The sequence below is a fragment of the Nonomuraea longispora genome (assembly GCF_004348345.1).
Lineage (GTDB): Bacteria > Actinomycetota > Actinomycetes > Streptosporangiales > Streptosporangiaceae > Nonomuraea > Nonomuraea longispora.
The window spans coordinates 1-21,388 of record NZ_SMJZ01000012.1 but is presented as its reverse complement, the minus strand read 5'-3'; the positions used below and the strand labels follow the sequence as shown (position 1 = coordinate 21,388).

Below are 21,388 nucleotides of genomic sequence, written 5' to 3'. Positions count from 1 at the left end.
TTACCTATTTCGAGCACAAATACCTACCGAAATTCACTGAAACTATGTCACTCATTGATGGTTGCACGACAGAGGAACGTTTCCGGGCAGTCGACGACGCCACCCGGAACATGCGAAAAATTATTCGCGAAACACGCAACCGTAGGAAAGTCGCACCATTGGCCCGGACCTGCGGATTGGGCCGCTCAACCGGGTCGAAGGTCGCCCGGGTCACCGCGCACCGTGGACGCGCGGTGAGCGGTGGTGGCCGTCGAATGCCGTTCAGGTCGTCTCGTCATCCGGCATCAACCGGTGCGCCAGATCGGCCCAGTGCGCGTCATTCACTTCGTGCCAGCCGGTCACGGCCGCGTCGTCCCCCGGATGCGGCTTCCTGCCGAGGACGAGAGCGCCCACGCTGGATTCGATCCGCCAGTCCGCGCCCAGGGCGTCGGCCCACCGTTCGATGTCCACGCATTCCAGCGGGTATACGCCCAGGCTCAGTCCGGCAGCCACCAGGCACAGGGTCTGGGTGAGCATGCCGACATTTTTCAGGATCATGGCGTAACTGAGCCCGTTGTACTTCCAGGACAGACGGCGGAACCGCGCGGTGATGACGACGAGAGCGGGCGGCAGGTCAGGCATCTGGGCGACCAGCCGCGCGTTCTCCAGCGCGGCAACGACGGCGCGTGTTTCGCTCGGCAGAGCTCGCAGCCCGTGGCTCAGCGGGTCGTAGCGGTATACACCTTGCGAGATTCCGTTGCAGTCACCCACGACGACATACAGTTCCAGCTCGTAGCGCGAGCCGACGCTGAGGTACGGGCGATCGCTGGTCTCCTCGGGCGAGCCCGGTGGGCCGCTCACCGAGCGCACCCTGGCCGCGCGGTACAGCAGCTCGCCGAGTTCCCGTGCGGTGAGCGGTCCCGCGGCCGGGCGCGCCCCGTTCGCCGCCTCCACCGCCGCACTGAGCGGCGGATCGACCGCCACCAGCGCCTCCCAGGTGGGCCGGTACAGCCTGATGAGGCCGGTGTCTCCGGGCGGCACGACCACGGGTTCGATGCCACGCCTGTCCCCCACCGGATGCGTCGCCCCAAAGGCCAGGTCGTGCCTGCCCAGCGTGGAACGGCTGTGGAAGAGCAGGTTGACCGGCGACCATGAGATCAGCGCGTCGTCGGTGTCCTCGGCGAACTCCACCGGACGAAACGGCTCGTCGCGTTCCGCCCCCACGACCATCCCCGCCGCCGCCAGGTACGCGACGAGGGTGGAGAAGTACGGTGGAGCGTCACGGACCGCGTCCGGCCTGGTCGGCCGCCTCAGGTGACCGACCAGGCTCATGGCTTCGGCGGTGTGCAGGAGCACCCGATGCAGTGCCAGGGGTGATTCGAGCCGATAGTCCCTGCCGTTGGTGTTGATGACCGCGAACCTGGACAGGCGAACCGGAACGTCGGCGGCCACGGGGATCACCCGCAGGCGCGACCGCTGGACGAGCGGCACCACCGACACCATCGGCTGCTCCCGATCCACGCCCAACGAGCGCACCACCAGGGGGTCGAGGCGGTCCAGCAGGCGATGGAGCGTGGCCAGGTCCGCCTCGTCGCTGATGACGTTGTCCAGGTGAATCGGTCCCAGGCTCATCCGCCGGAGCGCGTCGAACACCGCCGGCCCCGGATGGGGCACCTCGATCTCGTCCCAGCGGCTGTGCAGCACCAGGGTCTTGCCGTGGGGGGCGGCTTCGAGGTGGACGTCCTCGCGAAAGGACCACAACGCGTGCAGGTCGCGTCTCTTGTCCCCGAATCCGGCAGCCATGATCGGTTACTCCTGCGACTAGAGGAAGAGCGGGGTGGGGTTGAGATCCCGGTAGGCGGTGGGGCGGCGCAGCCGCCCCAGCCGGACGGGGACGTCGTACAGCCGGCCCGGGGCGAAGCGGGCCCAGAAGTGCCGCAGGCCGGGCACGGTCACCTTGACGACCGGCATGCCGACGTCGGGCCTGGTCTGGTCGAGCAGGAGAACGTCCAGGTCGTGCCGCTCGGCGATGGCGTGCATGGTGTCGAGATCGGCTTCCAGGTCACCGTGCACGGCCTCGCGGTAGTCGGTGAGGCGTCGTGGCGCCCGGTCCCGGTCCGGGAGCAGGTACGGCTGGTCCGCCGTGGTGGCGTTGCGCCACCACGCCATGAGGTGCTCGTCGGCCGGTGCGTACCCGGTGCCGTCGGCCTTGGCGTCGACCACCGCGGACAGCAGCTGCCCGAGTTCCGTGAGCGCCCGCCGTACGGCGATGCGGACGTCGAAGTGGGCGCCGAAGCCGAGCATGATGTCCTGGGCCGGCTTGTCGGTGCGGCGCGAGATCGCCGCCACGACGGGCACTCCGAGGTCGGAGGTGAGATCGAGCAGCCACAGGGCGCGGTTGAGACCCGCGTAGCCGTCGAAGACCTCGGCGATGAACGGGTCCCCGAACGACGCCTGGTCGATCACCGGTTGCCGGGTCATGTTGTACCACCACAGCGCCACCGCGTCGCGTTCCACCAGTTCGAGGAAGCCCTGCACGGTCGCGTCCGCGAGGCTCGCGCCCGCGGCGTTGCCGTTGGAGGTGGCCCTGAGGGAGGGCACGCCGGCGCCGCCGTTGAAGTAGAGCAGGTCGGTGGGCAGCAGGCGCTGGGCATCCGTCGTCAGCGAGCGCACCGGGGTCCAGTCGATGACCGCCCGGTCGTCGAAGGGTTCCGGGATCTGCTGGAACGGCATGGCGCCCGCGTTCCAGCGCACCCGGTCGGCATATTGACGCGGGTGGAACAGCTGGCAGGTGTCCGGGTGGACGGCGTCTCCGCGCAGTTCGTGGAAGCTGCCGCGGACGACCTGCTCGTCGCCGAGCCGGGTGCCGCAGTACCGCTCCACGGCCTCGCCGAGGGCGCTGACCCGCGCCTCCAGGTCGGTGCGGCCTTTGCCGCCGCTCCACTGCCGCACTCCCGCTCCTTCCTCGCCGTCGAGCGCGAGGTTCCTGCCCGACAGGTAGCAGTGGACGAACCGGGGGCTGCGAGGGTCGGGCCGGATGGGGTCGGTGATGCCGGTCACCGGGTCGGCCAGGTGACGGTACCGCTCCCACACGTCTTCCAGCGGCATCGCGCGATGGCTGTTGCCCGGCGTGCTGCCCGTCGCCGCCGTGGGCGAGGGGGTCACGCTCACGCGCGTCGTGTCGCGGTCTCCGCACGCGGGACACTGCGGGCGGCTCGTGACCGGATGGCAGGACAGCGCCAGATTCACCGTGTCCAGCGTCCACACCTGCTCGCGGAGCCCGCTTGCCGCGCCGGCCAGCCATTTCGTCAGCTCCAGGACCGCCAGGTGCATGCCGAGGGCGCGGGTCGGGGCCAGCGACGCCTCGGGCGGGCCCGGCGTGCCCGTGCGGCGTCGGCGCAGCCGCGCCGCCAGGCACTCCCAGCACGGACCATTCTCCGGCTCGAAGGCCGGGCCTACCCAGACGTCGGGTCCGCAGGCGGTGGCCAGCAGCCAGGGCCTTCCGTCGGCCAGCCGTTGTGCGTTGATCTCCGCCAGCCGCGGGTCGAGGTAGTCGGCGCACAGCACCAGCAACGCGTCGGCGCGTCGTTGGTCCTGCGTGACGGTCAGCCCGGCGGCCCGGCAGGCATCGGCCGCGGCCTGGGCGCCCGCGAGCCCGATGACCGCGACCGACGTGGACGTGGCGCCGGCCCCTGCCCCGTCGATGCCGGCGAGGTCCCAGTAGGCGTCGGCCGCGGTCCTGGAGGTCGTCTGGAAGCCGACGAGGTTCGCCTGCGCGAGGCGCCCCAGCATGTGGCCGAGTCTGCCTTCCGACGCCCACGGCGCCATCGCCCGGCGGATCTCGGCCACGGTGCGGGTGCCGTCGAGCAGCGGCGCCAGCCGGTGGACCAGCGTTCCTTCCAGGGCGGTCGTGCCGCGCGCGGAGGTCACGTACACCGCCCCGCCCGGCCCCGGGTCCACCCGGAGGTGTCGCTTGAAACCGAGGAACAGTCGGTCTGCCTTGACCACCATGGCCGCCTCACTCAGCAGTAGGTGGGCCAGGCGGGCCGCGCCGGGTCGGCCAGGTCATCGATGACGAGGTCGGCCGCCCAGGCTGCGGGCGGCTCCAGGTCCGTCCTGGTCCACGTGGCGAGCGTGGTGGAGCGGCGTCCTGCCCGGACGTCGGGGCGCGGGAGTACCGAAGCGGTCATGACCTCTCCTTGGGAACGGGGAAGAAACCTGAACAGCCAGATCGTGGGCCGCTTCGAGCGATATTCCTAGTTAGCTGCTCATTAGTGCGCCGTGAATACTTCACGCCGCACAAGTGATCCATTCCGTCGATCCCTCGCTGCCGCGACTCTATTCTGATCGAGAAATAACCGGAAATGGAAGGAAATGCGATGACCAGAGTCCATCGGCGTAGGCGGCCACGGGCACGCGTGCGTCGAGCGCGTCCCGAGATGGACCTGCGCGCCCCGAGCGGCAGGCTGATGCCCTGGTAGGGCGGTCATCGGCGAGGGCCGCCGGCCCTCGTACGGCCCGGGTTGCCGGTGGACGAGAGTGTCAGTGCCCCGACGCTGCGGAAACCTTTGTCAATACGAAGTGAGGAAACCATGACGCAAACTCTGGACCCCACCCATCAAGTGATCGGCAGCTACCTCGAATACGCCGTGATGTTCACCGACCAGCAGCAGACCATGGTTGAGGACTTCGGCATGGACAGGGAAGCGGCCGAGTGCGCGCACCGCGAGATGGCGGCCATGGGCACAGCCAACGCCAAGGTGGTCGCCCGCTCCATAACCGTCGCCTACGGCCCCTGGGAGCCGGTGGCCGGCGAGGTCATGCACGGGAACACAGCGTGAGGGACGCCATGCACCACAACGAGCACAACGGCACGACCGCCGCGATGCCGACCCGCAGATCCCCGGCCGCCCCGAGCCGGCTCGGCCTGCCGAGCACGGTCCTCACCAAGCGTGTCGGGCTGGTGTTGCCCCAGGCGATGCCGTACGCCTCCTGGGAGCGACTGGGCAAGCAGATCGCGCTCATCACCGACTCGTCGACGTGGTGGCTCGGCGACTGGCTCAACTACGGTGAGAAGTCGTTCCCCGATCGCTACCAGCGGGCCATCGCCGGCACGTCGCTCAACTACCAGACGCTGCGGAACTACGCGTGGGTCGCGCGTCGCTTCCCGATGAACCGCCGCCGTGACAGGGTCAGCTTCCAGCACCACGCGGAGCTGGCGTCGCTGGCTCCCGACGAGCAGGACGAGTGGCTGGACCGGGTGGAGCAGAACCGGTGGTCGCGCAACCAACTGCGGCACCAGCTGCGCAACAAGTGTGTCGGCGCCCGCGTGCGCCCGCAGGAGACCCCGGTCACGCTGCACATCGACCACTCCAGGGAGGAGCGCTGGCAGCAGGCGGCCGGAGAGGCCCAGCGCACCCTGCACGAATGGATGACCATGGTCCTGGACCAGGTTGCCGATCTGTTGCTGCTGCCCGAGCGGCGCACGAGGAACCTCGCCCTTCCCGCCGGCGACGAGATGATCGTCCTGACGCCCGCCGCACCCGGCAACGTCGCGTCCGCCGAGGCCGGCGAAGCGCTCCTGGTGGCCGGCGGCGGGCGTTCCATGTCATGACCGTCGACATCCGCCCCGCCATGAGCTCTTCGGAGACATGGCGGGGCCTTCCCATTGCCCAGCAGCCCGGCTGGCCGGACCCGGTGGCCTTCGACTCGGTGATCGCCGAACTGCGGTCGCTGCCTCCGCTGGTGACTCCGGGTGAGTGCGACCAGCTGAAGGACCGCCTCGCTGCCGTGCAGCGGGGTGAGGCGGTGGTGCTGCAGGGCGGAGACTGCGCGGAGACGTTCGCCGGGGCGACCGAGAGCACCACCACCACCAAGCTGACATGCCTGCTGCAGGTGGCGGTGGTCCTCACGTACGCGGCGCAGGTGCCGGTCATCAAGATCGGCAGGTTGGCCGGTCAGTTCGCCGAACCGCACTCCCAGCCCACCGAGACCAGGGGAGACGTCACCCTGCCCGCCTATCGCGGCGATGCGGTCAACGGCCTCGAACTCAGCCCGGACGCCCGCATGCCGGACTGCCGCCGGCTCCTGCGGGCCTACCACGCCGGCGCGATCACCTTGAACCTGTGCCGAGCCTTCACCAGAGGAGGCGACGCGTCCCTGCGGCAGGTCCACGCCTGGAACATGGATTTCGTGGCCACCAGCCCGGCGGGCAGGCGGTTCGAGAGGATCGCCACCGAGATCGACCGCGCGTTGGCATTCATGCACGCCTGCGGGGTGGATCCCGAGCAGGTGCACACGGTGGACTTCTGGTCCAGCCACGAGGCGCTGCTGTTGGACTACGAGGCGGCGCTGTCGCGAGTGGACCCCGCCAGCGGCGGAACCTACGACCTGTCCGCGCATCTGCTGTGGATCGGGGACCGCACCCGGCAACTCGACGGCGCGCACGTCGAGTGGGCGCGGCACATCCGCAACCCGATCGGCGTCAAGCTGGGGCCGCAGACCACGCCCGCCGACGCGGTGACGCTCAGCCGCCTGCTCAACCCGGCGCGCGAGCCCGGACGGCTGATGTTCGTCACCAGGATGGGGGCGGACGCGATCCGGCGCGTCCTTCCCCCGATCGTGGAGGCGGTGTCGGCACACGGCTCCCCGGTCGTGTGGGTGTGCGACCCCATGCACAACACGTTCGTCTCCCCCAGCGGGTTGAGGACCCGGTGCTTCGACGACCTCATCGACGAGATCGACGGCTTCTTCGCCGTTCATCGCGCGCTGGGCACGCATCCGGGGGGTCTGCACATCGAGTTCACCGGCGAGGACGTGACCGAATGCGTCGGCGGGGAGCACGACCTGGCGGAAGGCGATCTGCACCGGCGTTATGAGACCACCTGTGATCCCCGGCTGAACAGGCGGCAGTGCCTCGATCTCGCCTTTACCGTAGCGGACCTGTATCAGTCGAGATGAACCATCCGGTTGAGGGGAAACACAAGCGCCCGGCGTCCGCCGGGCGCTTGTGTTCTCACGGAGCCAGCCGTACCGGCAGGCTCCGCAGGCCCCAGGTGAAGTTGGAGGCGTTGTAGACCGGCTCGCCGGCCAGCTCCATCCGCCTCACCTGGCCGATCAGCTCCTCGAAGAAGATCTTCAGCTCCAGGCGGGCCAGCCGGGCGCCCAGGCACAGGTGCCGGCCGGCGCCGAAGGTGATGTGCCGGTTGGGTGAGCGGTCGACGCGGAACCGGTCGGCCTGCTCGAACACTGATTCGTCCCTGTTGGCCGAGACGTTCCAGAGGGTCACCCGATCCCCGACCGCGATGCGCACGTTGCCTATCTTGGTGGGCCGGACGGCGGTGCGCAGCGCGTGCACACCGGGCACCGTCCACCGCAGGACCTCCTCCACGGCGCTCGGCACGCCCGACGGTCCCGCCGTACGCAACAGCTCCCACTGGTCGGGCCGCTCGATGAGCGCCAGTACGCCGCCGGCGGCCGAGTACCGGGTGGTCTCGTTCGCCCCGGCCAGCACACCGTTGCAGTTGAACACGATCTCCTCATCGGTGAGCGGCCGCTCCTCGCCCTGGCCGGTGGTCCGGCGCTCGGCGGCGATGCGGCTGACGAAGTCGGCACCCGGGTTCCGCCTCCGCTCGGCGAGCAGTTCGGTGAAGAAGAGGAAGATCTCGCTGTGGGCTCCCGCGCGCGTCGCCTCGTCGTCTCCCTCGAACGCCTCGGTGGTCACCGCGCCCACCCACTCCCATTCGCTGCGCGGGATCCCCATCAACGCGCACACCACGTTGTTGGGGATCTGCTTGGCCATGTCGAGGAACTCGACCTCGCCCCGGGACACCGCGTCCCGCACGACGGCACGCACGACCTGCTCGACCAGCGCCTGCAGCCGCGGCACCTCGGCGTGGCCGAACTCCTTGGCCAGCACGCTCTTCAGATGGGTGTGATCGGGCGGATCGGAGACGATCAGCATGCGCTGGGCGACGGCCGACACCGCTCCGGGGTCGCTGTCCAGGCGCATCCCGTAACGGGAGCTGAAGGACTTCTGGTCGGTGTACACCCCCACGATGTCGTGGTAGCGGGTCACCGCCCAGAACCCGGGGCCGTCGTCCTCCTCGTGCCAGTGCACCGGGTCGTGCTGCCTCAGCCACGCCAGCACCGGCCAGAACCTGCCCCGGCCGAACAGCTCGGGGTCTTTGAGATTCACCTGCATGGTCAGCTCCAGTGCCGCCTCAGCGCGGCGACCACGTCGCCCGCCCGCTCAAGGCAGAAGTAGTGTCCGCCGGGAAACATCCGTTTGCGGAACCCGCCTCCCGCGTAGGCGCGCCAGCCGTCGAGATGACCGGACGTGACGGTCTCGTCGGCCTGGCCGCCCCACGCCTCGAGCGTGGCCGGGGTGGCCGCCGCGTGATGGGTGTAGGTGAGCGACAGCCGCGCGTCCTGCCGCAGGACGTCGAGCAGCAGCTCGCGGCTGTCCTCGTCGATGTCGTTCTCGTCCAGGGCGCGCACGTCGAGCAGCCGGGCCAGCTCGGCGTCGTCGTCGGCCAGGCCCCGGCCGGCGCCGACCCACATGTGGGGTGGGCGGCAGCCGGCCACGACGAGCGCGCGGGGCCGGCGCCCGTGCTCCTCCCCCAGCCTGCGGACGATCTCGTAGCCCAGCAGGCCGCCGAAGCTCTGGCCGAAGACGATCAGCGGGTCGTCCGGCTTGAGCAGCGCGGTCAGCTCGTCGAGCACCCCGGTGACGACCTCGTGCACGCTGGTCGCGGGGGGCTCCGCCCAGCGGGTCTCCCGGCCGGGAAGCTGGACCCCGACGACGGAGACCTCCGGCCCCGCCATGGCCTGCCACGGACGGTACTGCCCGCAGCCGGCCCCCGCGGGGGCCAGGCACAGCAGGGTCACCGGCCGCGGCGGCCCCGCATCGAACGGCAGGAGCCAGGATCCGCTCACGACACCTCCTCCGCGGGAACCCAGCCCAGCCGGTCCAGCTCGGCGGCGAGACCCGCCACCGTGGGGTTGGCCAGCAGTTGCCTGACCGTGAGCCGTACCCCCGTCGACCTGCGCAGAGCCGCCACGGCGCGCGCAGCCAGCAGCGAGTGGCCGCCCAGCTCGAAGAAGTCGGCGTCGACGTCGTGCACCGGCTGCGGCAGCAGATCGTTCCAGGCGTCGCAGACCACACGCTCGCTACGCGTGCTCGGTGACCGTCCGCCGGTCGCCGTGGCGGCCGTCATCATGGCGAGTGCCGCGCGATCCACCTTGCCCGTGGGGGTGGTGGGCAGCGCCGGGACCGCCGTCACCTGGGCCGGGACCACAGCCGCCGGCAGCCGCCCGGCGCATGCCGTACGCACCGCCTCCAGGCACTCCTCCGACTCCACCACCACGGCGAGCCCGAGCGCGTCCCGGCCGGCCAGCAGGTAGGCGGCGGCGCCGCGCACGCCGTCGGTCTGCACCGCGACCCGCTCCACCTCGGACAGCTCCACGCGGAAGCCGCGGATCTTCACCTGCTCGTCGCAGCGCCCGCGGTACTCCAGCAGGCCGTCAGGGCGTTCCAGCGCGAGGTCGCCCGTGCGGTACAGCCGGCTGCCGTCGGCGGCGAACGGGTCGGGGAGGAACCGCTCGGCGGTCAGCCCCGGACGGCGGCGGTAGCCCGCCGCCACGCCGGGCCCGCCGATGAACAGCTCCCCCGGGGTGCCGGGGGGAACGGGCCGCAGATCAGCGTCCAGGATGTGGACGGTGTAGCCGGGAAGGGGCCGCCCGATGGTCGTGACGTCGTCGCCCCTCGCCGTGTCGGCGCAGGTGGCCGCGATGGTCGCCTCCGTCGGCCCGTAGACGTTGAGCATCCTGCCGGTGAACCGGGCAGCCAGTGCGGCGGGGAGCGGCTCCCCCGCCGCCACCAGCACGTCGGCCCCTCCGACCTCCTCCGCGCAGGCCAGCAGCAGCGAAGGCGTCATGCACACCACGTCGGGCGCCGCGGCGGCGACGTTCTCGGCCAGGTCGGTGTCGATGATCGTCATGCCCTGGCCGTACCGGAGGTACAGCAGCGCGCACCACAGCCAGCCGTCGAAGGCCGGGGACACCGCGTTGACGCCCGTGCCGCCCGTGGGCAGGTCCAACTCGCCCAGCGCGGCGACGAAGGCCCCCAGCCCCCGGTAGGGCACCTCGACTCCCTTCGGCCAGCCGGTCGTGCCCGAGGTGTAGATGACGTACGCCACGCTGGAGGGGTGCGGGTCGGCCCGGCGCGGCGCCGGGTTCGGCTCGCACAACGCGCCGGACGGCAGCACCCGGCACCGCTGCGGGACGGCCCCCGCGGGCACGCCGTCACCGAGGATCAGGTGGGTGTCGGAGTCGCGCAGCACGAAGCTGAGCCGGTCGGCGGGGTGCCGCTCGTCCAGCGGTACGGCTGTCGCCCCCGTCCACCAGACGGCCAGCAGCGCGGCGACCGACAGGTGGCTGCGGCCGAGGCACAGTCCCACCTGGGTGCCGGGTCCGGCACCGTGCGCGGCCAGCGTTCCCGCGATCGTCCGCGTACGGTCGGCGAGCTGCGCGAAGGTGAGAGTCCCGTCAGGCGCGTGCACCGCGGTTTCGGACGGACGGGTGGCCGCCCACCGGTCGAGCGCAGCGAACATCTCGGAAACATCGGTATTGGTCGTCATGCGCTCATGTCCTCCATCCCCGCGGAGCCGGCCAGGGATGACGGCCGCCACACCGAGTAGGACCGCATGCCGTACAGGAGAGGGGTCCCCGGCTTCTCGGTCACGCGCAGCAGCCGCCCGAAGAGCACTTCGTGGTCACCGTCCGGGATCACCCTGCTCAGCCGGCACTCGGCCATCGCCAGCGCGTCATCCACCAACCACGGCAGCCCGGCGTGCGACCTGATCCAGCGCACCCGGGCGAACCGGTCGGGCACCGGCCCGGAGAACAGCTCCGCCGTGGCACGGGCCTCCGCGTCCAGCAGGTTCACCGCGAAAGCGCCGCCTTCGTGTACGGCACGCAGCGTGGCGCTCCCCACCCGCAGGCACACCAGGATCGTCGGCGGGCACAGGGTGACGCTGGCCACCGACGAGCACGTCATGCCGTGCGGACGGCCGACGGTGTCCGCCGCCGTGACCACGGCGACCCCGGTGGGGAACCGGCTCATCAGCGCCCGATGTTCGCCCGCCGACGCGATCGGTTCGTCGAGAACCCGCAGCTCGTCGGCGGTCATCAGCTGTCCCCGTGCAGGTGCCGCAGGAACTCGTAGTTGCTGGGCAGCGAGGTTGCGAGCTCCTTCTGGTGGCGCTTGACGTTGGCGAAGAGCGTCTCGGCGGCCTCGATGGCCTCGGGCTTGTACGTCAGCGAAGGCAGCGGCTTGTCGGGCCGCAGGCCCATGCCGGAGAAGACGCAGTAGTAGCTGCCGTTGGTCCAGAAGTTACGGAACTCGGCCTCGAAGTTGCCGTAGTAGCCACGCTCGTCGGTGATCGGCAGGTTGATCGGAAGACCCGCCTTGTACATGGCGATCTTCTGCTTGATCCCGTCTGCCAGCTCCAGTTCCTTGTTCGCCCGCCAGAACGGCGTGTCCGTGCGCGGCGACAGGGAGAAGTGCGCCTGGATGAAGTCCCTGGTGTCGTCGAACATCTCCTCGATCTCGCGATTGAAGCTGTCGATCAGCACAGGGTCGAACGTACGGTCGGGGAAGTGCTTGGCCAGCTGGTGGATGGCCGCGTAGACGAAGTAGATCCCGGTGGACTCCAGCGGCTCCAGGAAGCACGAGGCCAGCCCGATGCTCACGCAGTTACGCACCCAGGCGCGCCGGTTGCGGCCCACCCGGAAGCGGATGTGGTTCAGCGGGGCGTTCTCCGGGTCCAGGCCCCACAGCCGGCAGAGCTCCTCGGCCGCCTCATCCTTCGTGGCGAACTGGCTGGAGTACACGTACCCGGTGCCGAAGCGGCCGAGCATCGGGATCCGCCACGTCCACCCCGACGACATCGCGATGGCGGAGGTGTAGGGCTCCACGCCGTGTTCGGCGTCGTCGTGCGGGACCGCGGTGGCCACCGCGCTGTCGCACAGCAGGTGGTCGTTCATGTCGATGAACGGCTCTTCCATCGCCTGGTTGATCAGCAGGCCGCGGAAGCCGGAGCAGTCGATGAACAGGTCGCCCTCCAGCAGCCGCCCGCCGGCGGTGCGCAGCGCGGTGATGAACCCGCGCTCATCCCGCAGCACCTCGGTCATCTGATCCTCGACGTGCTCGGCGCCCTGCTTCTCCACCGCGAACGTGCGCAGGAAGTTCGCGACCTTCTGGGCGTCGAAATGCCAGGCGTAATAGGTCGCCGGGGTGCCGTCGAGCGCTCGCGGCGCCCGGTTGGCGTCCATGATCGCCGTCTCTTTGAAGCACGCGTAGTCGAACGGCTCGTCGGTCTCGCCCTTCAGCGTCTTGGCCACCCAGTAGTGCGACAACGGGATCTGGTCGGCGGACGGAAGCAGGCCGAAGGGGTGGAAGAACTGGTCGGTACGCCCGCCCAGTGGCTGGGGTGTCGGCGAGCTGGGCCCCGGGGTGCGCCAGTTGATGAACTTGACCGCCACCTTGAAGCTGGCGTTGCACTCCCGCATCCACTCGTCTTCAGGGATCCCCAGGTAGTCGAAGAAGGCACGCTGCAGATTGGGCACGGTGGCCTCGCCCACGCCGATGCGCGGGATGGTCGGCGCCTCCAGGACAGTGATCTTCACCGTCCGCTGCAATGCCTTACTCAGGTAGGATGCGGTCATCCAGCCGGCCGTGCCGCCGCCGAGAATGACAATGTTGCGCACGCGGTTGTCGTGGGACATGTGGTAACTCCTTCTGGATCGGTCTATGCGTGTGCGCGCAGCCGTGGCCCGACCGGCTCCGCCACTTCCACCGGGAGCTGGAGCGACTTGGTCTCGCAGAACTCCTCCAGCCCCTCCACGCCGCATTCACGGCCGATGCCCGACTGCTTGACTCCGCCGAAGGGCGCCAGGACGTTGAACGGCCCGCCGTTGATGTCCACCTGGCCGACCCGCATCCGCCTGGCGAAGTCCTGCGCCCTGCCGGTGTCGGCGGACCACACGGCGCCGTGCAGGCCGTACGGGGTGTTGTTGGCGATCCGGACGGCCTCTTCCTCGTCCCGGTACGGCATGACCGACAGCACCGGGCCGAAGATCTCCTCCTTGGCGATGGTCATGGTGTCCCGCACATGGGAGAACACGGTGGGACGGACGTAGTACCCGCGCCCGTACCCCTCCGGCGGATCCTCGCCTCCGGCGAGCAGCCGGGCGCCCTCTGCCACTCCGGCCCTGATGTATTCGCGCACGCGCTCGCGCGCCTGGTCGGTGATGAGCGGACCGAGGTCGGTGCGCGGGTCGCGCGGCTCACCCACGCGGTACCGGCCGACCAGACCGGCCGCCAGTTCCGCCGCCTCGTCATGCCGGTCGGCGGGCACCAGCAGCCTGCTCCACTGCAGGCACGCCTGCCCCGAGTTGAAGCACATCTGGTCCACGGTGGCGGCCACTCCCTGCCGCAGGTCGGCGTCGTCCAGCAAGACGCTGGCGTTCTTGCCGCCCAGCTCCAGATGGACGCGCTTGACCCGGTTGGCCGCCATCGTGGCGACGTGACGGCCCGCCCGGACCGAGCCGGTCAGCGAGACCATGTCCACGTCCGGACTGCGCACGAGGTCGGCCCCGGCGCCCTCGCCGGTGCCCACCACGACGTTGAAGACGCCCGGCGGCAGACCGCACTCGGCGGTGATCTCGGCGAGCAGATAGGCGTGCAGGGGCGTCAGCTCGCTGGGCTTGTGGACGACGGTGCAGCCGGCCAGCAGCGCGGGGACCACCTTCTGCAACGTGAGCAGCAGCGGCACGTTCCACGGGGTGATGGCCGCGACCACTCCCGCGGGCTCGCGCAGCACGAGCGAGTTTCCCGCCCGCCGCTCGAAGGCGAATCCGGCCGCCAGATCCGCGAAGGAGGCCGTCATCGTGACGGCGAGACCGACCTGCGCCTGCCGCGCCACCGTCGCGGGCGCGCCGACCTCCGAGATGATGACCTCGGCCAGCTCGTCCGCCCGCTCGGAGAGCCTGCGGGCGAGCCGCTCGACGAACGCGATCCGCTCCTTCAGCTGGGTCGCCGCCCATCGGGGCTGGGCCGCCCGTGCTCCCTGGGCGGCCCGGCGCGCGTCCACCAGCGTGCCCGCGGGAACGATGGCCAGCAGGCTCTCGTCGCTCGGGTCGATCACGTCGATGCCGTCGGTCGCGTCGGATCGCCGCCAATCCCCGTCGATCCACTGTGACTGAAAGACCTGCGCGGACCGCCCCATGGCTACCGCTCCCCCCGTACGGGAAATTCGGCCAGGCCACGGAACTGCGGGGTGTCCGCCTTCCACCGATGCGGCCGGTCGGGCACGGGTGACAGGCCGGGCACGCACTGGGTCAGCACCTTGAGCGCCGCGGCCGTGATCACCTGCGCCAGCCCGGCGCCGAGGCAGCGGTGGATGCCGACCCCGAACCCGACGTGTCCCGAGTCGTGGCGCCGCACGTCGATCCGGTCGGGGGCCGGCCACCGCTCGGGGTCGCGGTTGGCCGCGCCGCGGACGAGGTAGACCAGCTCTCCGCCGGCGATCGGCTGTCCGGCCACCTCGATGTCACGGGTCACCAGGCGGTGCGTGAGCTGCACGGAGGCGTCGTAACGCAGCACCTCCTCCACCGCGGAGGGGATCAGCTCGGGCTCGTCCTTCAGCAGGTCCCACTGGTCACGCTGGCCGAGCAGGCCGAGGACCCCGTTGCCGATCAGGTCCATCGTGGTGCCGAAGGACGCCAGCGGCAACAGCAGCAGGTGCGCGAACATCTCCTGCTCGCTGAGCCCCAGCGCCTCCTCCTCGCCCCGCTCGGCGATGGCGATCACCCTGGTGACCAGGTCGTCCTTGGGCCGGCTTCGCCTGTCCCCGATGAGCTCGGCCAGGTAGGGCGTCATCTGGCTGAACGCCTCGGCGGTCGGGCTGCCGGACGGCGCCACCTGGGTGGGGTCGGCTCCGAGGAAGACCCGCTGCATGTGCCGGATCTCGTACCACCAGTCGGTCAGGCGGGTGCCCTCGGCGGACGGCAGTCCGTACATCGTCGCCAGCACCCGTCCGGGAAGCTGATACGCGAAGTCCTTGACGAGGTCGAACTCACCCTTGCCGGCCGCCCGCCGGATGACCTCCGTGGCGATCTCCTCGATCGCGGGGCGCAGCGCGCGCATGTCCCGCGCGCGGAACTCGCGGTTCAACAGCCTGCGGATGCGGGTGTGGTCGGGCGGATCGCGGAAGAGCATCCACTCCGGCGCGAGGTCCATGAACCTCTTCATCTCGTCCGAGGAGGTGGGGCCGACCTTGTTGGAGACCATCGCGCCCAGGCGGTGGGAGGAGAACGTCTCGGGGTCCAGGTGGGCGGCGTACACATCGCTGTGCCGGGTGATCACCCATCCGTTCAGCCGGTTGTCCCAATGAACAGGCTCCTCCTCCCTGAGCCGGACGTAGTCGGGATAGGGGTTGTTCAGGAAATCCTTCCCGAACATGTCGACCCGCACCTTCTGGGATCGGATGTCGGCGCTGACCGTCATCAGGGACCACTTCCTTTTGAGCATGCCAATAGCGCGAGATAAACAGCGGGCATGTGATTAGGCGCAAATCCTGCGCTCACTTCCGACTAAGGTCGGCCGACTTCCGATATTTGTCAACCCACCGACCCGGCACGCACGATGGTTAGCGTCCCGGACGTGAAAGGAGATTGCCGGTGAAAGCAGAGAGCGCTGTCCTTGCCGAAGCGACCACGAGGTCACCGCATGGATTCAGAGCCACAGTTTCATCCGTCATCGGATTTGCCCTTGACCTGTACGACCTTTATGTGATCGTGTTCGTCGCACCCGCCATCGCGGCGGTGTTCTTTCCCCTCGAGAACACCGCGTTGGCGCTGGCAGGCAGCTATGTCGCGCTGGCCGCGACGCTGATCATGCGGCCCATCGGCGCCGCGCTGATGGGCGTCATCGGCGACCGGCACGGCCGCAAACGGGCCATGGTCGTGGCGTTGCTCGGGGTGGGCTGCGTGACCGCCCTCATGGGAATGCTGCCCGGCGCGCAGGCCATCGGCGTCGCCGCCCCGCTGCTGCTGCTGCTCCTGCGCCTGGTCCAGGGCCTGTTCGTCGGCGGCGTCTTCGCATCCACTCTCACCCTGGCGACCGAGTCGGTGCCGGCTCGCTGGCGCGGGCTGGTCTCCGGGGTGGTCGGCGGGGGCGGAACCGCGCTGGGCAGCCTGCTCGCCGCGCTGGCCCTGTTCGCCACGACCAGGATCTTCCCCGGCGAAGCCTTCAACGAGTGGGGCTGGCGGGTGATGTTCCTGGCCGGCGGCCTGCCTGTGCTGGTCAGCGTGCTCGTGATGAAGTACGTGGAGGAATCCCCGCTCTGGAGCGCCAAGCCGGACCGCGTGGCGAGCCCGCTGGCTCCGCTGCTCACCCGGGGACCGCACCGGAAGGTGCTCGCGGCCAACATCGCCGTGGTCTTCGGCGTCGCCACCTTCTTCCTGCTCACCCTGGGCCTGCTGCCCAGCTTCCTGCAGGTGGTCAACGGGCTGAGCGTGGCGACGGTGAGTGTGATCCTGGTCTGGGTCAACCTCGGTGCCTTCGTCTTCGCGCCGCTCAGCGGCCATCTCAGCGAGCGCTACGGCAGGCGTCGCGTGCTGCTGTGCGCCTCCGCGGTCAACATGGTCGCGCTGCCCTGCCTGTACATGTGGCTGGCCGAGGTGGCGTCCCCCGTCATGGTGGCGCTGCCGGCGCTGCTGCTCTCCGGGCTGACCATCGCCGCGTTCGGGCCGCTGCCCATCTTCCTGAACGAGCGGTTCCCCACCTCGATCCGCGCCTCGGGGACGGCCCTGTCGATCAACGGAGGATTCGCCCTGGCGGGCCTGGTCCCCGCGGTGGTCAACGCCTTGAGCGGCGGTCCGGCGCAACTGCCGGTCTACGTGGCGGTCGGCCTGGTGCTGGCCGGCGTGGTGACCGTGGCCACCCTCTCCCGCACCTCGGAACCGAGGCGCGGGCTCACCTGACCGAGAGGACGATCATGACAACTCTTTCCGGGATCCGCCCTTCGGGGGTCCAGATCGCTCCGTGGGTTTCCGCCGACGAGATCCTGACCGCCAGCTCGGTGCTGAGCAGCGGGTTCAGCACCATCTGGGTGCCCGACCAGATGCTGGCGCGCAACTCCCACGTGCTGATGTCGGCGATCGCCGCCGGCCGGCACGTGGGCGTGGCCAGCGGCGTGACCATCCCACTGTCGCGCAACCCCATCGACATCGCCGCCGCGATGGCCACCATCGCCGAGCTGGTGGCGCCCGGCCATACGGTGCAGATGGGCATCGGGACCGGTGGCTCACTCGTGTCGAGCATGTTCACCAAACGTTCCGTGCTCGCCCTGCTGCGCGAGTGCATCGGGCTCATCAGGCGGCTGTGGGCGGGCGAGATCGTGCTGTTGCGCGACTACCCGTTGCTGAGCGAACGGCTGGGCTGGCGCGACGACGCCATCGCACAGCTGACGTTCACCCTGACCAGGGAGATCCCGATCCTGATGGCCATCGGCGGGCCCAAAAGCAGGGCGCTGGCCGAAGACCTCGCGGACGGGCTGATCTGCACCAGCACCTATCCGGCGGTGTCGTACGCGGCCCTGGAAGCCGGCGATCACGAGACCGTGCGAGACGTGGTGGCGCTGGCGCGGCGAACCCGGGAAGTCCGGCCGTTCCGCCTGCTGTACGGCTTGAACTGCTGCGTGTCGAACGACGGCGCCGCGGCCAGGGAGTTCGCCCGCAGGCAGGCGGCGATCGTCGCCGGCAACCCGGTCCTCTGGCCCGACCTGGAGCGGGCCGGGTTCGACATGGAGTCGGCGGCCATGGTGCGCACGGCGCTGCGCGGCGGCAAACCCCTGCCGGAAGCCGCGCAGTACGTGTCCAACGACCTGCTGGACGGGCTCATCGTGTCGGGAACGCCCGAGGCGTGCGCCGAGCGGCTGGGAGCATTGGCGCAGCTCATCCAGTCCCTCGGCTTCGACGACTTCTACCTCGGCTCGCCGTTGGGCCCCGACATCGGCGAGGCGGCCCGGCTGCTGGTCGACAAGGTGCTGCCTGCGGTGTGGCCGCAGGAACTGGGGAGGTAACGGCATGTGTGGAATCACCGGATGGGTCTCCTTCGAGCGTGACCTGAGCCATGAGAGGCCGACGCTTGAGGCGATGACGCGGACCATGGCCTGCCGCGGACCCGACGCGGAAGGCATGTGGACGGCCCCGCACGCCGCCCTGGGGCACCGCCGCCTCGCCGTCATCGACCTGGAGGGAGGCGCCCAGCCGATGACCGCCTCCGTACCGGGAGGCGAGGTGTGCCTGGTCTTCAGCGGCGAGGTCTACAACTTCACCGAGCTGCGCGGCGAGCTGGAGAAGCTCGGCGAGCGGTTTCGGACCTCCAGCGACACCGAGGTCGTCCTGCGCGGCTACCTGCGCTGGGGCGATCGGGTGGCCGAGCGGCTGAACGGCATGTTCGCCCTGGCCATCTGGGACACCCGCGAGGAGAGGCTGGTGCTGATCCGCGACCGGCTCGGCGTCAAACCGCTGTACATCCTCCCCACGCGGGACGGCCTGCTGTTCGGGTCGGAGCCGAAGGCGATCCTGGCGCACCCGGCGGCGGAGCGCGTGGTCGACGCCGAGGGGCTGCGCGAGTGGCTCGCCTTCGTCATGACGCCCCGGCAGGCGGTCTGGCACGGCATGCGGCAGGTCGAGCCGGCGACCGTCGTCACCGTGGACGCCCGGGGCCGGCGTGAGCGGGTCTACTGGCGGCTCGAGACCCGGGCGCACACCGACGACCTGGAGACCACGATCACCCGCGTGGGCGACCTGCTCGGCGACACCGTGCGCCGGCAGATGGTCGCCGACGTCCCCCGCTGCGTGCTGCTGTCCGGCGGCCTGGACTCCAGCGCGCTGACCGTCCTGGCCGCTGGGCACCTCGGCGCCGAGGCCGTGCCCACCTTCTCCGTGGACTTCGTCGGGCAGTCAGACGGCTTCCTGCCCGACGACCTGCGCGGCACACCCGACGCGCCGTTCGTCCGCGCCGTGGCCGACCACGTCGGAGCCGACCACCGCGACATCATGCTGGATCACGCCGCGCTGGCCGACCCCGAGGTGCGCCGCAGGGCGCTCGAGGCCCGCGACCTGCCTGTGGGGTTCGGTGAGATGGACTTCTCCCTGTACCTGCTGTTCAAGGCGATCAGCGAGCGCTCCACGGTCGCCCTGTCGGGGGAGTCGGCCGACGAGGTCTTCGGCGGCTACCGCCAGTTCCACGACGACCGGATCCGGTGGGCGGACGAGTTCCCCTGGATCGCCGTCAACGCGGGCCCGCTCGACCGGGACGCCGTGTGGCTGAAACCGGAGGTCCGCGCCGCCCTCGACCTGGACGAGTACCGGCGTGCCTGCTACGCCGACGCCGTACGCGGGGTGGACCGGCTGGACGGCGAGAGCGACCTGGAATATCGCATGCGCGTCATGAGCCACCTGCACCTGACCCGCTTCGTGCGCTTCCTGCTGGAGCGCAAGGACCGGCTGAGCATGGCGGTGGGGCTGGAGGTGCGGGTGCCGTTCTGCGACCACAGGCTGGTGGAGTACGTCTACAACGCCCCGTGGTCCATGAAGAACCACGACGGCAGGGAGAAGAGCCTGCTGCGCAGCGCGGTCCGCGACAGGCTCCCGGCGGTCGTGGCGGACCGGGTGAAGAGCGCCTACCCCTCCGCCCAGGCCACCTCCTACGTCAAAGCGCTGCAGGAGCAGACCCGGGAACTGCTCGGGCGGCCCGACCATCCGGTGTTCGCCCTGGCCGACCGGCGCCGGCTGCAGGCGACCACCCGGCAGGAGGCATCGGCGGTGGACAAGCTGGCCAGGCTCGGCATGGAACGCGTACTCGACGTCATGCTGTGGCTGGATATCTACCGCCCTGACGTGCGGCTTCCCTGACGGCTGTACCGCTGGCAGTACGGCGTCAATGGCATACAGCACCGCAGAATGGCATCATGCATTTACCGCGCCCACTCACTAAGGAGTCCCGCATGCCGGAGAGGTCATTTGTGGTCGTGCGAAACCACGAGGAGCAGTACTCTATCTGGCCCGCCGACCAAGATATTCCGGGCGGCTGGCATCCCGTTGGCGCCGAGGGCACGAAAGAGGTTTGTCTCTCCCGCGTCCAGGAGCTGTGGACGGATATGCGTCCACTGAGCCTGCGCACCGCCCCGGCGGAAATCTGAACCAGCGAGAAAGGGGGATCCAGGTGACCGCGTTCGCCGGCTGGAGCCCGGAACTCGCCACTTTCTTCACCGGCCTGGAACAAGACAATTCTCCCGGTTACCTGGACGCCCGTCGCGACCTGTACCGGCGAGCGGTCCTGGAACCCACCAGGACCCTCGCCGCCGAACTCGAGCACAAGTACGGGAAGGCGCATATCTTCCGGCTCCGCAAGGACGCGCGGTTCGCGGACGGCCGGCACCCGTACCACACCCACCTCGGCGTGCAGTTCGCCGGAAACGGAACGCACCACTACCTGTCGGTGTCGGCCCGGGAGCTGATCGCCTCCGTGGGTGTCGTCCGCGCCCGCGGCGTCTGGCTGAGCCGCTTTCGCGCGGCGGCGGCCGGTCCCGCGGGCGCGCGGCTGTTGACGATCATCTCGGCCCTGGAGGCCGAGGGCTTCACCGTCTCGGGGGAGACGTTGAAGAAGGCTCCCCGCGGCCATCCGCAGAGCCATCCCCACATCGCCCTGCTTCGTCGCACCGGCCTCGCGGCCACCTGGCGCTGGCCGGCGTCGCTCTGGCTGGGCAACCCCGGTGCCGCCGGCCTGATCACGGGGGCGTGGGAGCGTGCGGCTCCGTTGAGCGGCTGGCTGCGCCGCTTCGCGCCATTGGAGGATTGACGTGCCCATCTCCCCTACGACCGCCCGTTCCTCGTCACTCAAGCACTACCAGCGTTCCGCGTGGTCGGCCGGGGACTACACCTCGGTCGCCGGAACCACCACCATCGCCAGCGAACTCCTGGCCGAGCGCCTCGACGTGCGGCCCGGCGAGCGCGTGCTCGACGCCGCCTGCGGCAGCGGCAACGCGACCATCGCCTGCGCGCGACGCTTCGCCCAGGTCACCGGGCTGGACTTCTCCGCCACGATGCTGGAGGACGCTCAACGCCGCATGGCGGCCGAGCGGGTGTCCGCGCGGCTCATGGAGGCGGACATCGAGGACATCCCGCTGCCGGACGCGGACTTCGACGTCGTCCTCTCGGCCTTCGGCGCCATGTTCGCGCCCGACCAGAAGCGCACCGCGGCCGAGCTGCTGCGGGTCTGCAAGCCGGGCGGCCGGATCGGCCTGGCGTCCTGGACGGCCGGAGGGTCCCTGGG

19 protein-coding genes are annotated in these 21,388 nt (G+C 70.1%); 9 read left to right on the top strand and 10 right to left on the bottom strand.

All coding sequences use genetic code 11. From position 1 onward, the window contains the following. Positions 1–261 precede the first annotated feature (261 nt). The 3 genes from E1267_RS05460 to E1267_RS44085 are packed head-to-tail and all read right to left on the bottom strand — an operon-like array spanning position 262 to position 4,169. Positions 262–1,782 (bottom strand): SagB family peptide dehydrogenase, encoded by a 1,521-nt coding sequence (locus E1267_RS05460; protein ID WP_132330404.1) that lies wholly within the window; start codon positions 1,780–1,782, stop codon positions 262–264. An 18-nt stretch (positions 1,783–1,800) separates the two neighbouring features. Further along, on the bottom strand, positions 1,801–3,990 hold the full coding sequence (locus tag E1267_RS05455) for a TOMM precursor leader peptide-binding protein (protein ID WP_132330402.1): 2,190 nt from the start codon (positions 3,988–3,990) through the stop codon (positions 1,801–1,803). 11 nt (positions 3,991–4,001) lie between these two features. Continuing rightward, positions 4,002–4,169, bottom strand: coding sequence for a hypothetical protein (locus E1267_RS44085; RefSeq protein WP_161714317.1), 168 nt, complete (start codon positions 4,167–4,169; stop codon positions 4,002–4,004). A 402-nt stretch (positions 4,170–4,571) separates the two neighbouring features. Here E1267_RS44085 and E1267_RS05450 point away from each other — a divergent pair, with 402 nt between their 5' ends. From E1267_RS05450 to E1267_RS05440, 3 genes are read left to right on the top strand one after another with little or no spacing between them, the layout of a single operon-like run. Then, positions 4,572–4,820, top strand: coding sequence for a hypothetical protein (locus E1267_RS05450; RefSeq protein WP_132330400.1), 249 nt, complete (start codon positions 4,572–4,574; stop codon positions 4,818–4,820). After that, positions 4,817–5,593 (top strand): LmbU family transcriptional regulator, encoded by a 777-nt coding sequence (locus tag E1267_RS05445; protein WP_132330398.1) that lies wholly within the window; start codon positions 4,817–4,819, stop codon positions 5,591–5,593. The genes E1267_RS05450 and E1267_RS05445 overlap by 4 nt, the downstream gene beginning before the upstream one ends. Then, positions 5,590–6,939: a class II 3-deoxy-7-phosphoheptulonate synthase gene (locus E1267_RS05440; protein ID WP_165959469.1), complete on the top strand. Its 1,350-nt coding sequence runs from the start codon at positions 5,590–5,592 to the stop codon at positions 6,937–6,939. Before E1267_RS05445 ends, E1267_RS05440 begins: the two co-directional genes overlap by 4 nt. A gap of 55 nt (positions 6,940–6,994) precedes the next feature. On the opposite strand, the gene E1267_RS05435 is transcribed toward E1267_RS05440, so the two are convergent. The 7 genes from E1267_RS05435 to E1267_RS05405 are packed head-to-tail and all read right to left on the bottom strand — an operon-like array spanning position 6,995 to position 15,574. Further along, positions 6,995–8,182: a cytochrome P450 gene (locus E1267_RS05435; RefSeq protein ID WP_132330396.1), complete on the bottom strand. Its 1,188-nt coding sequence runs from the start codon at positions 8,180–8,182 to the stop codon at positions 6,995–6,997. Between the two features lie 2 nt (positions 8,183–8,184). Then, positions 8,185–8,916 (bottom strand): thioesterase II family protein, encoded by a 732-nt coding sequence (locus E1267_RS05430; RefSeq protein ID WP_165959468.1) that lies wholly within the window; start codon positions 8,914–8,916, stop codon positions 8,185–8,187. Continuing rightward, positions 8,913–10,619: a non-ribosomal peptide synthetase gene (locus tag E1267_RS05425; protein WP_201760365.1), complete on the bottom strand. Its 1,707-nt coding sequence runs from the start codon at positions 10,617–10,619 to the stop codon at positions 8,913–8,915. The genes E1267_RS05430 and E1267_RS05425 overlap by 4 nt, the downstream gene beginning before the upstream one ends. Further along, entirely contained in the window at positions 10,616–11,170 is a 555-nt protein-coding gene (locus E1267_RS05420; RefSeq protein ID WP_132330392.1) for a flavin reductase family protein, read from the bottom strand. The genes E1267_RS05425 and E1267_RS05420 overlap by 4 nt, the downstream gene beginning before the upstream one ends. Then, positions 11,170–12,768, bottom strand: coding sequence for a tryptophan halogenase family protein (locus tag E1267_RS05415; protein ID WP_132330390.1), 1,599 nt, complete (start codon positions 12,766–12,768; stop codon positions 11,170–11,172). Before E1267_RS05415 ends, E1267_RS05420 begins: the two co-directional genes overlap by 1 nt. Positions 12,769–12,791: 23 nt before the next feature. Then, positions 12,792–14,270, bottom strand: coding sequence for an aldehyde dehydrogenase family protein (locus tag E1267_RS05410; protein ID WP_132330388.1), 1,479 nt, complete (start codon positions 14,268–14,270; stop codon positions 12,792–12,794). Between the two features lie 2 nt (positions 14,271–14,272). Further along, positions 14,273–15,574, bottom strand: coding sequence for a cytochrome P450 (locus E1267_RS05405; RefSeq protein WP_132330386.1), 1,302 nt, complete (start codon positions 15,572–15,574; stop codon positions 14,273–14,275). Positions 15,575–15,723: 149 nt separating this feature from the next. On the opposite strand from E1267_RS05405, the gene E1267_RS05400 reads away from it, so the two are divergent. From E1267_RS05400 to E1267_RS05375, 6 genes are all read left to right on the top strand, one after another. Then, positions 15,724–17,028 (top strand): MFS transporter, encoded by a 1,305-nt coding sequence (locus E1267_RS05400; protein WP_281283590.1) that lies wholly within the window; start codon positions 15,724–15,726, stop codon positions 17,026–17,028. A gap of 14 nt (positions 17,029–17,042) precedes the next feature. Then, positions 17,043–18,128 (top strand): LLM class flavin-dependent oxidoreductase, encoded by a 1,086-nt coding sequence (locus E1267_RS05395; RefSeq protein ID WP_132330383.1) that lies wholly within the window; start codon positions 17,043–17,045, stop codon positions 18,126–18,128. Between the two features lie 4 nt (positions 18,129–18,132). After that, complete coding sequence (gene asnB, locus E1267_RS05390; protein ID WP_132330381.1) at positions 18,133–19,968, top strand: asparagine synthase (glutamine-hydrolyzing); 1,836 nt, start codon at positions 18,133–18,135, stop codon at positions 19,966–19,968. A 92-nt stretch (positions 19,969–20,060) separates the two neighbouring features. Further along, positions 20,061–20,255, top strand: a complete 195-nt coding sequence (locus E1267_RS05385) for an MbtH family protein (RefSeq protein WP_132330379.1) — start codon at positions 20,061–20,063, stop codon at positions 20,253–20,255. Between the two features lie 23 nt (positions 20,256–20,278). Next, positions 20,279–20,914 (top strand): DUF2461 family protein, encoded by a 636-nt coding sequence (locus tag E1267_RS05380; protein ID WP_165959466.1) that lies wholly within the window; start codon positions 20,279–20,281, stop codon positions 20,912–20,914. Between the two features lies 1 nt (position 20,915). Beyond that, positions 20,916–21,388, top strand: a 473-nt coding sequence (locus tag E1267_RS05375; protein ID WP_220449349.1) for a class I SAM-dependent methyltransferase, incomplete at its 3' end; no start/stop codon positions are given.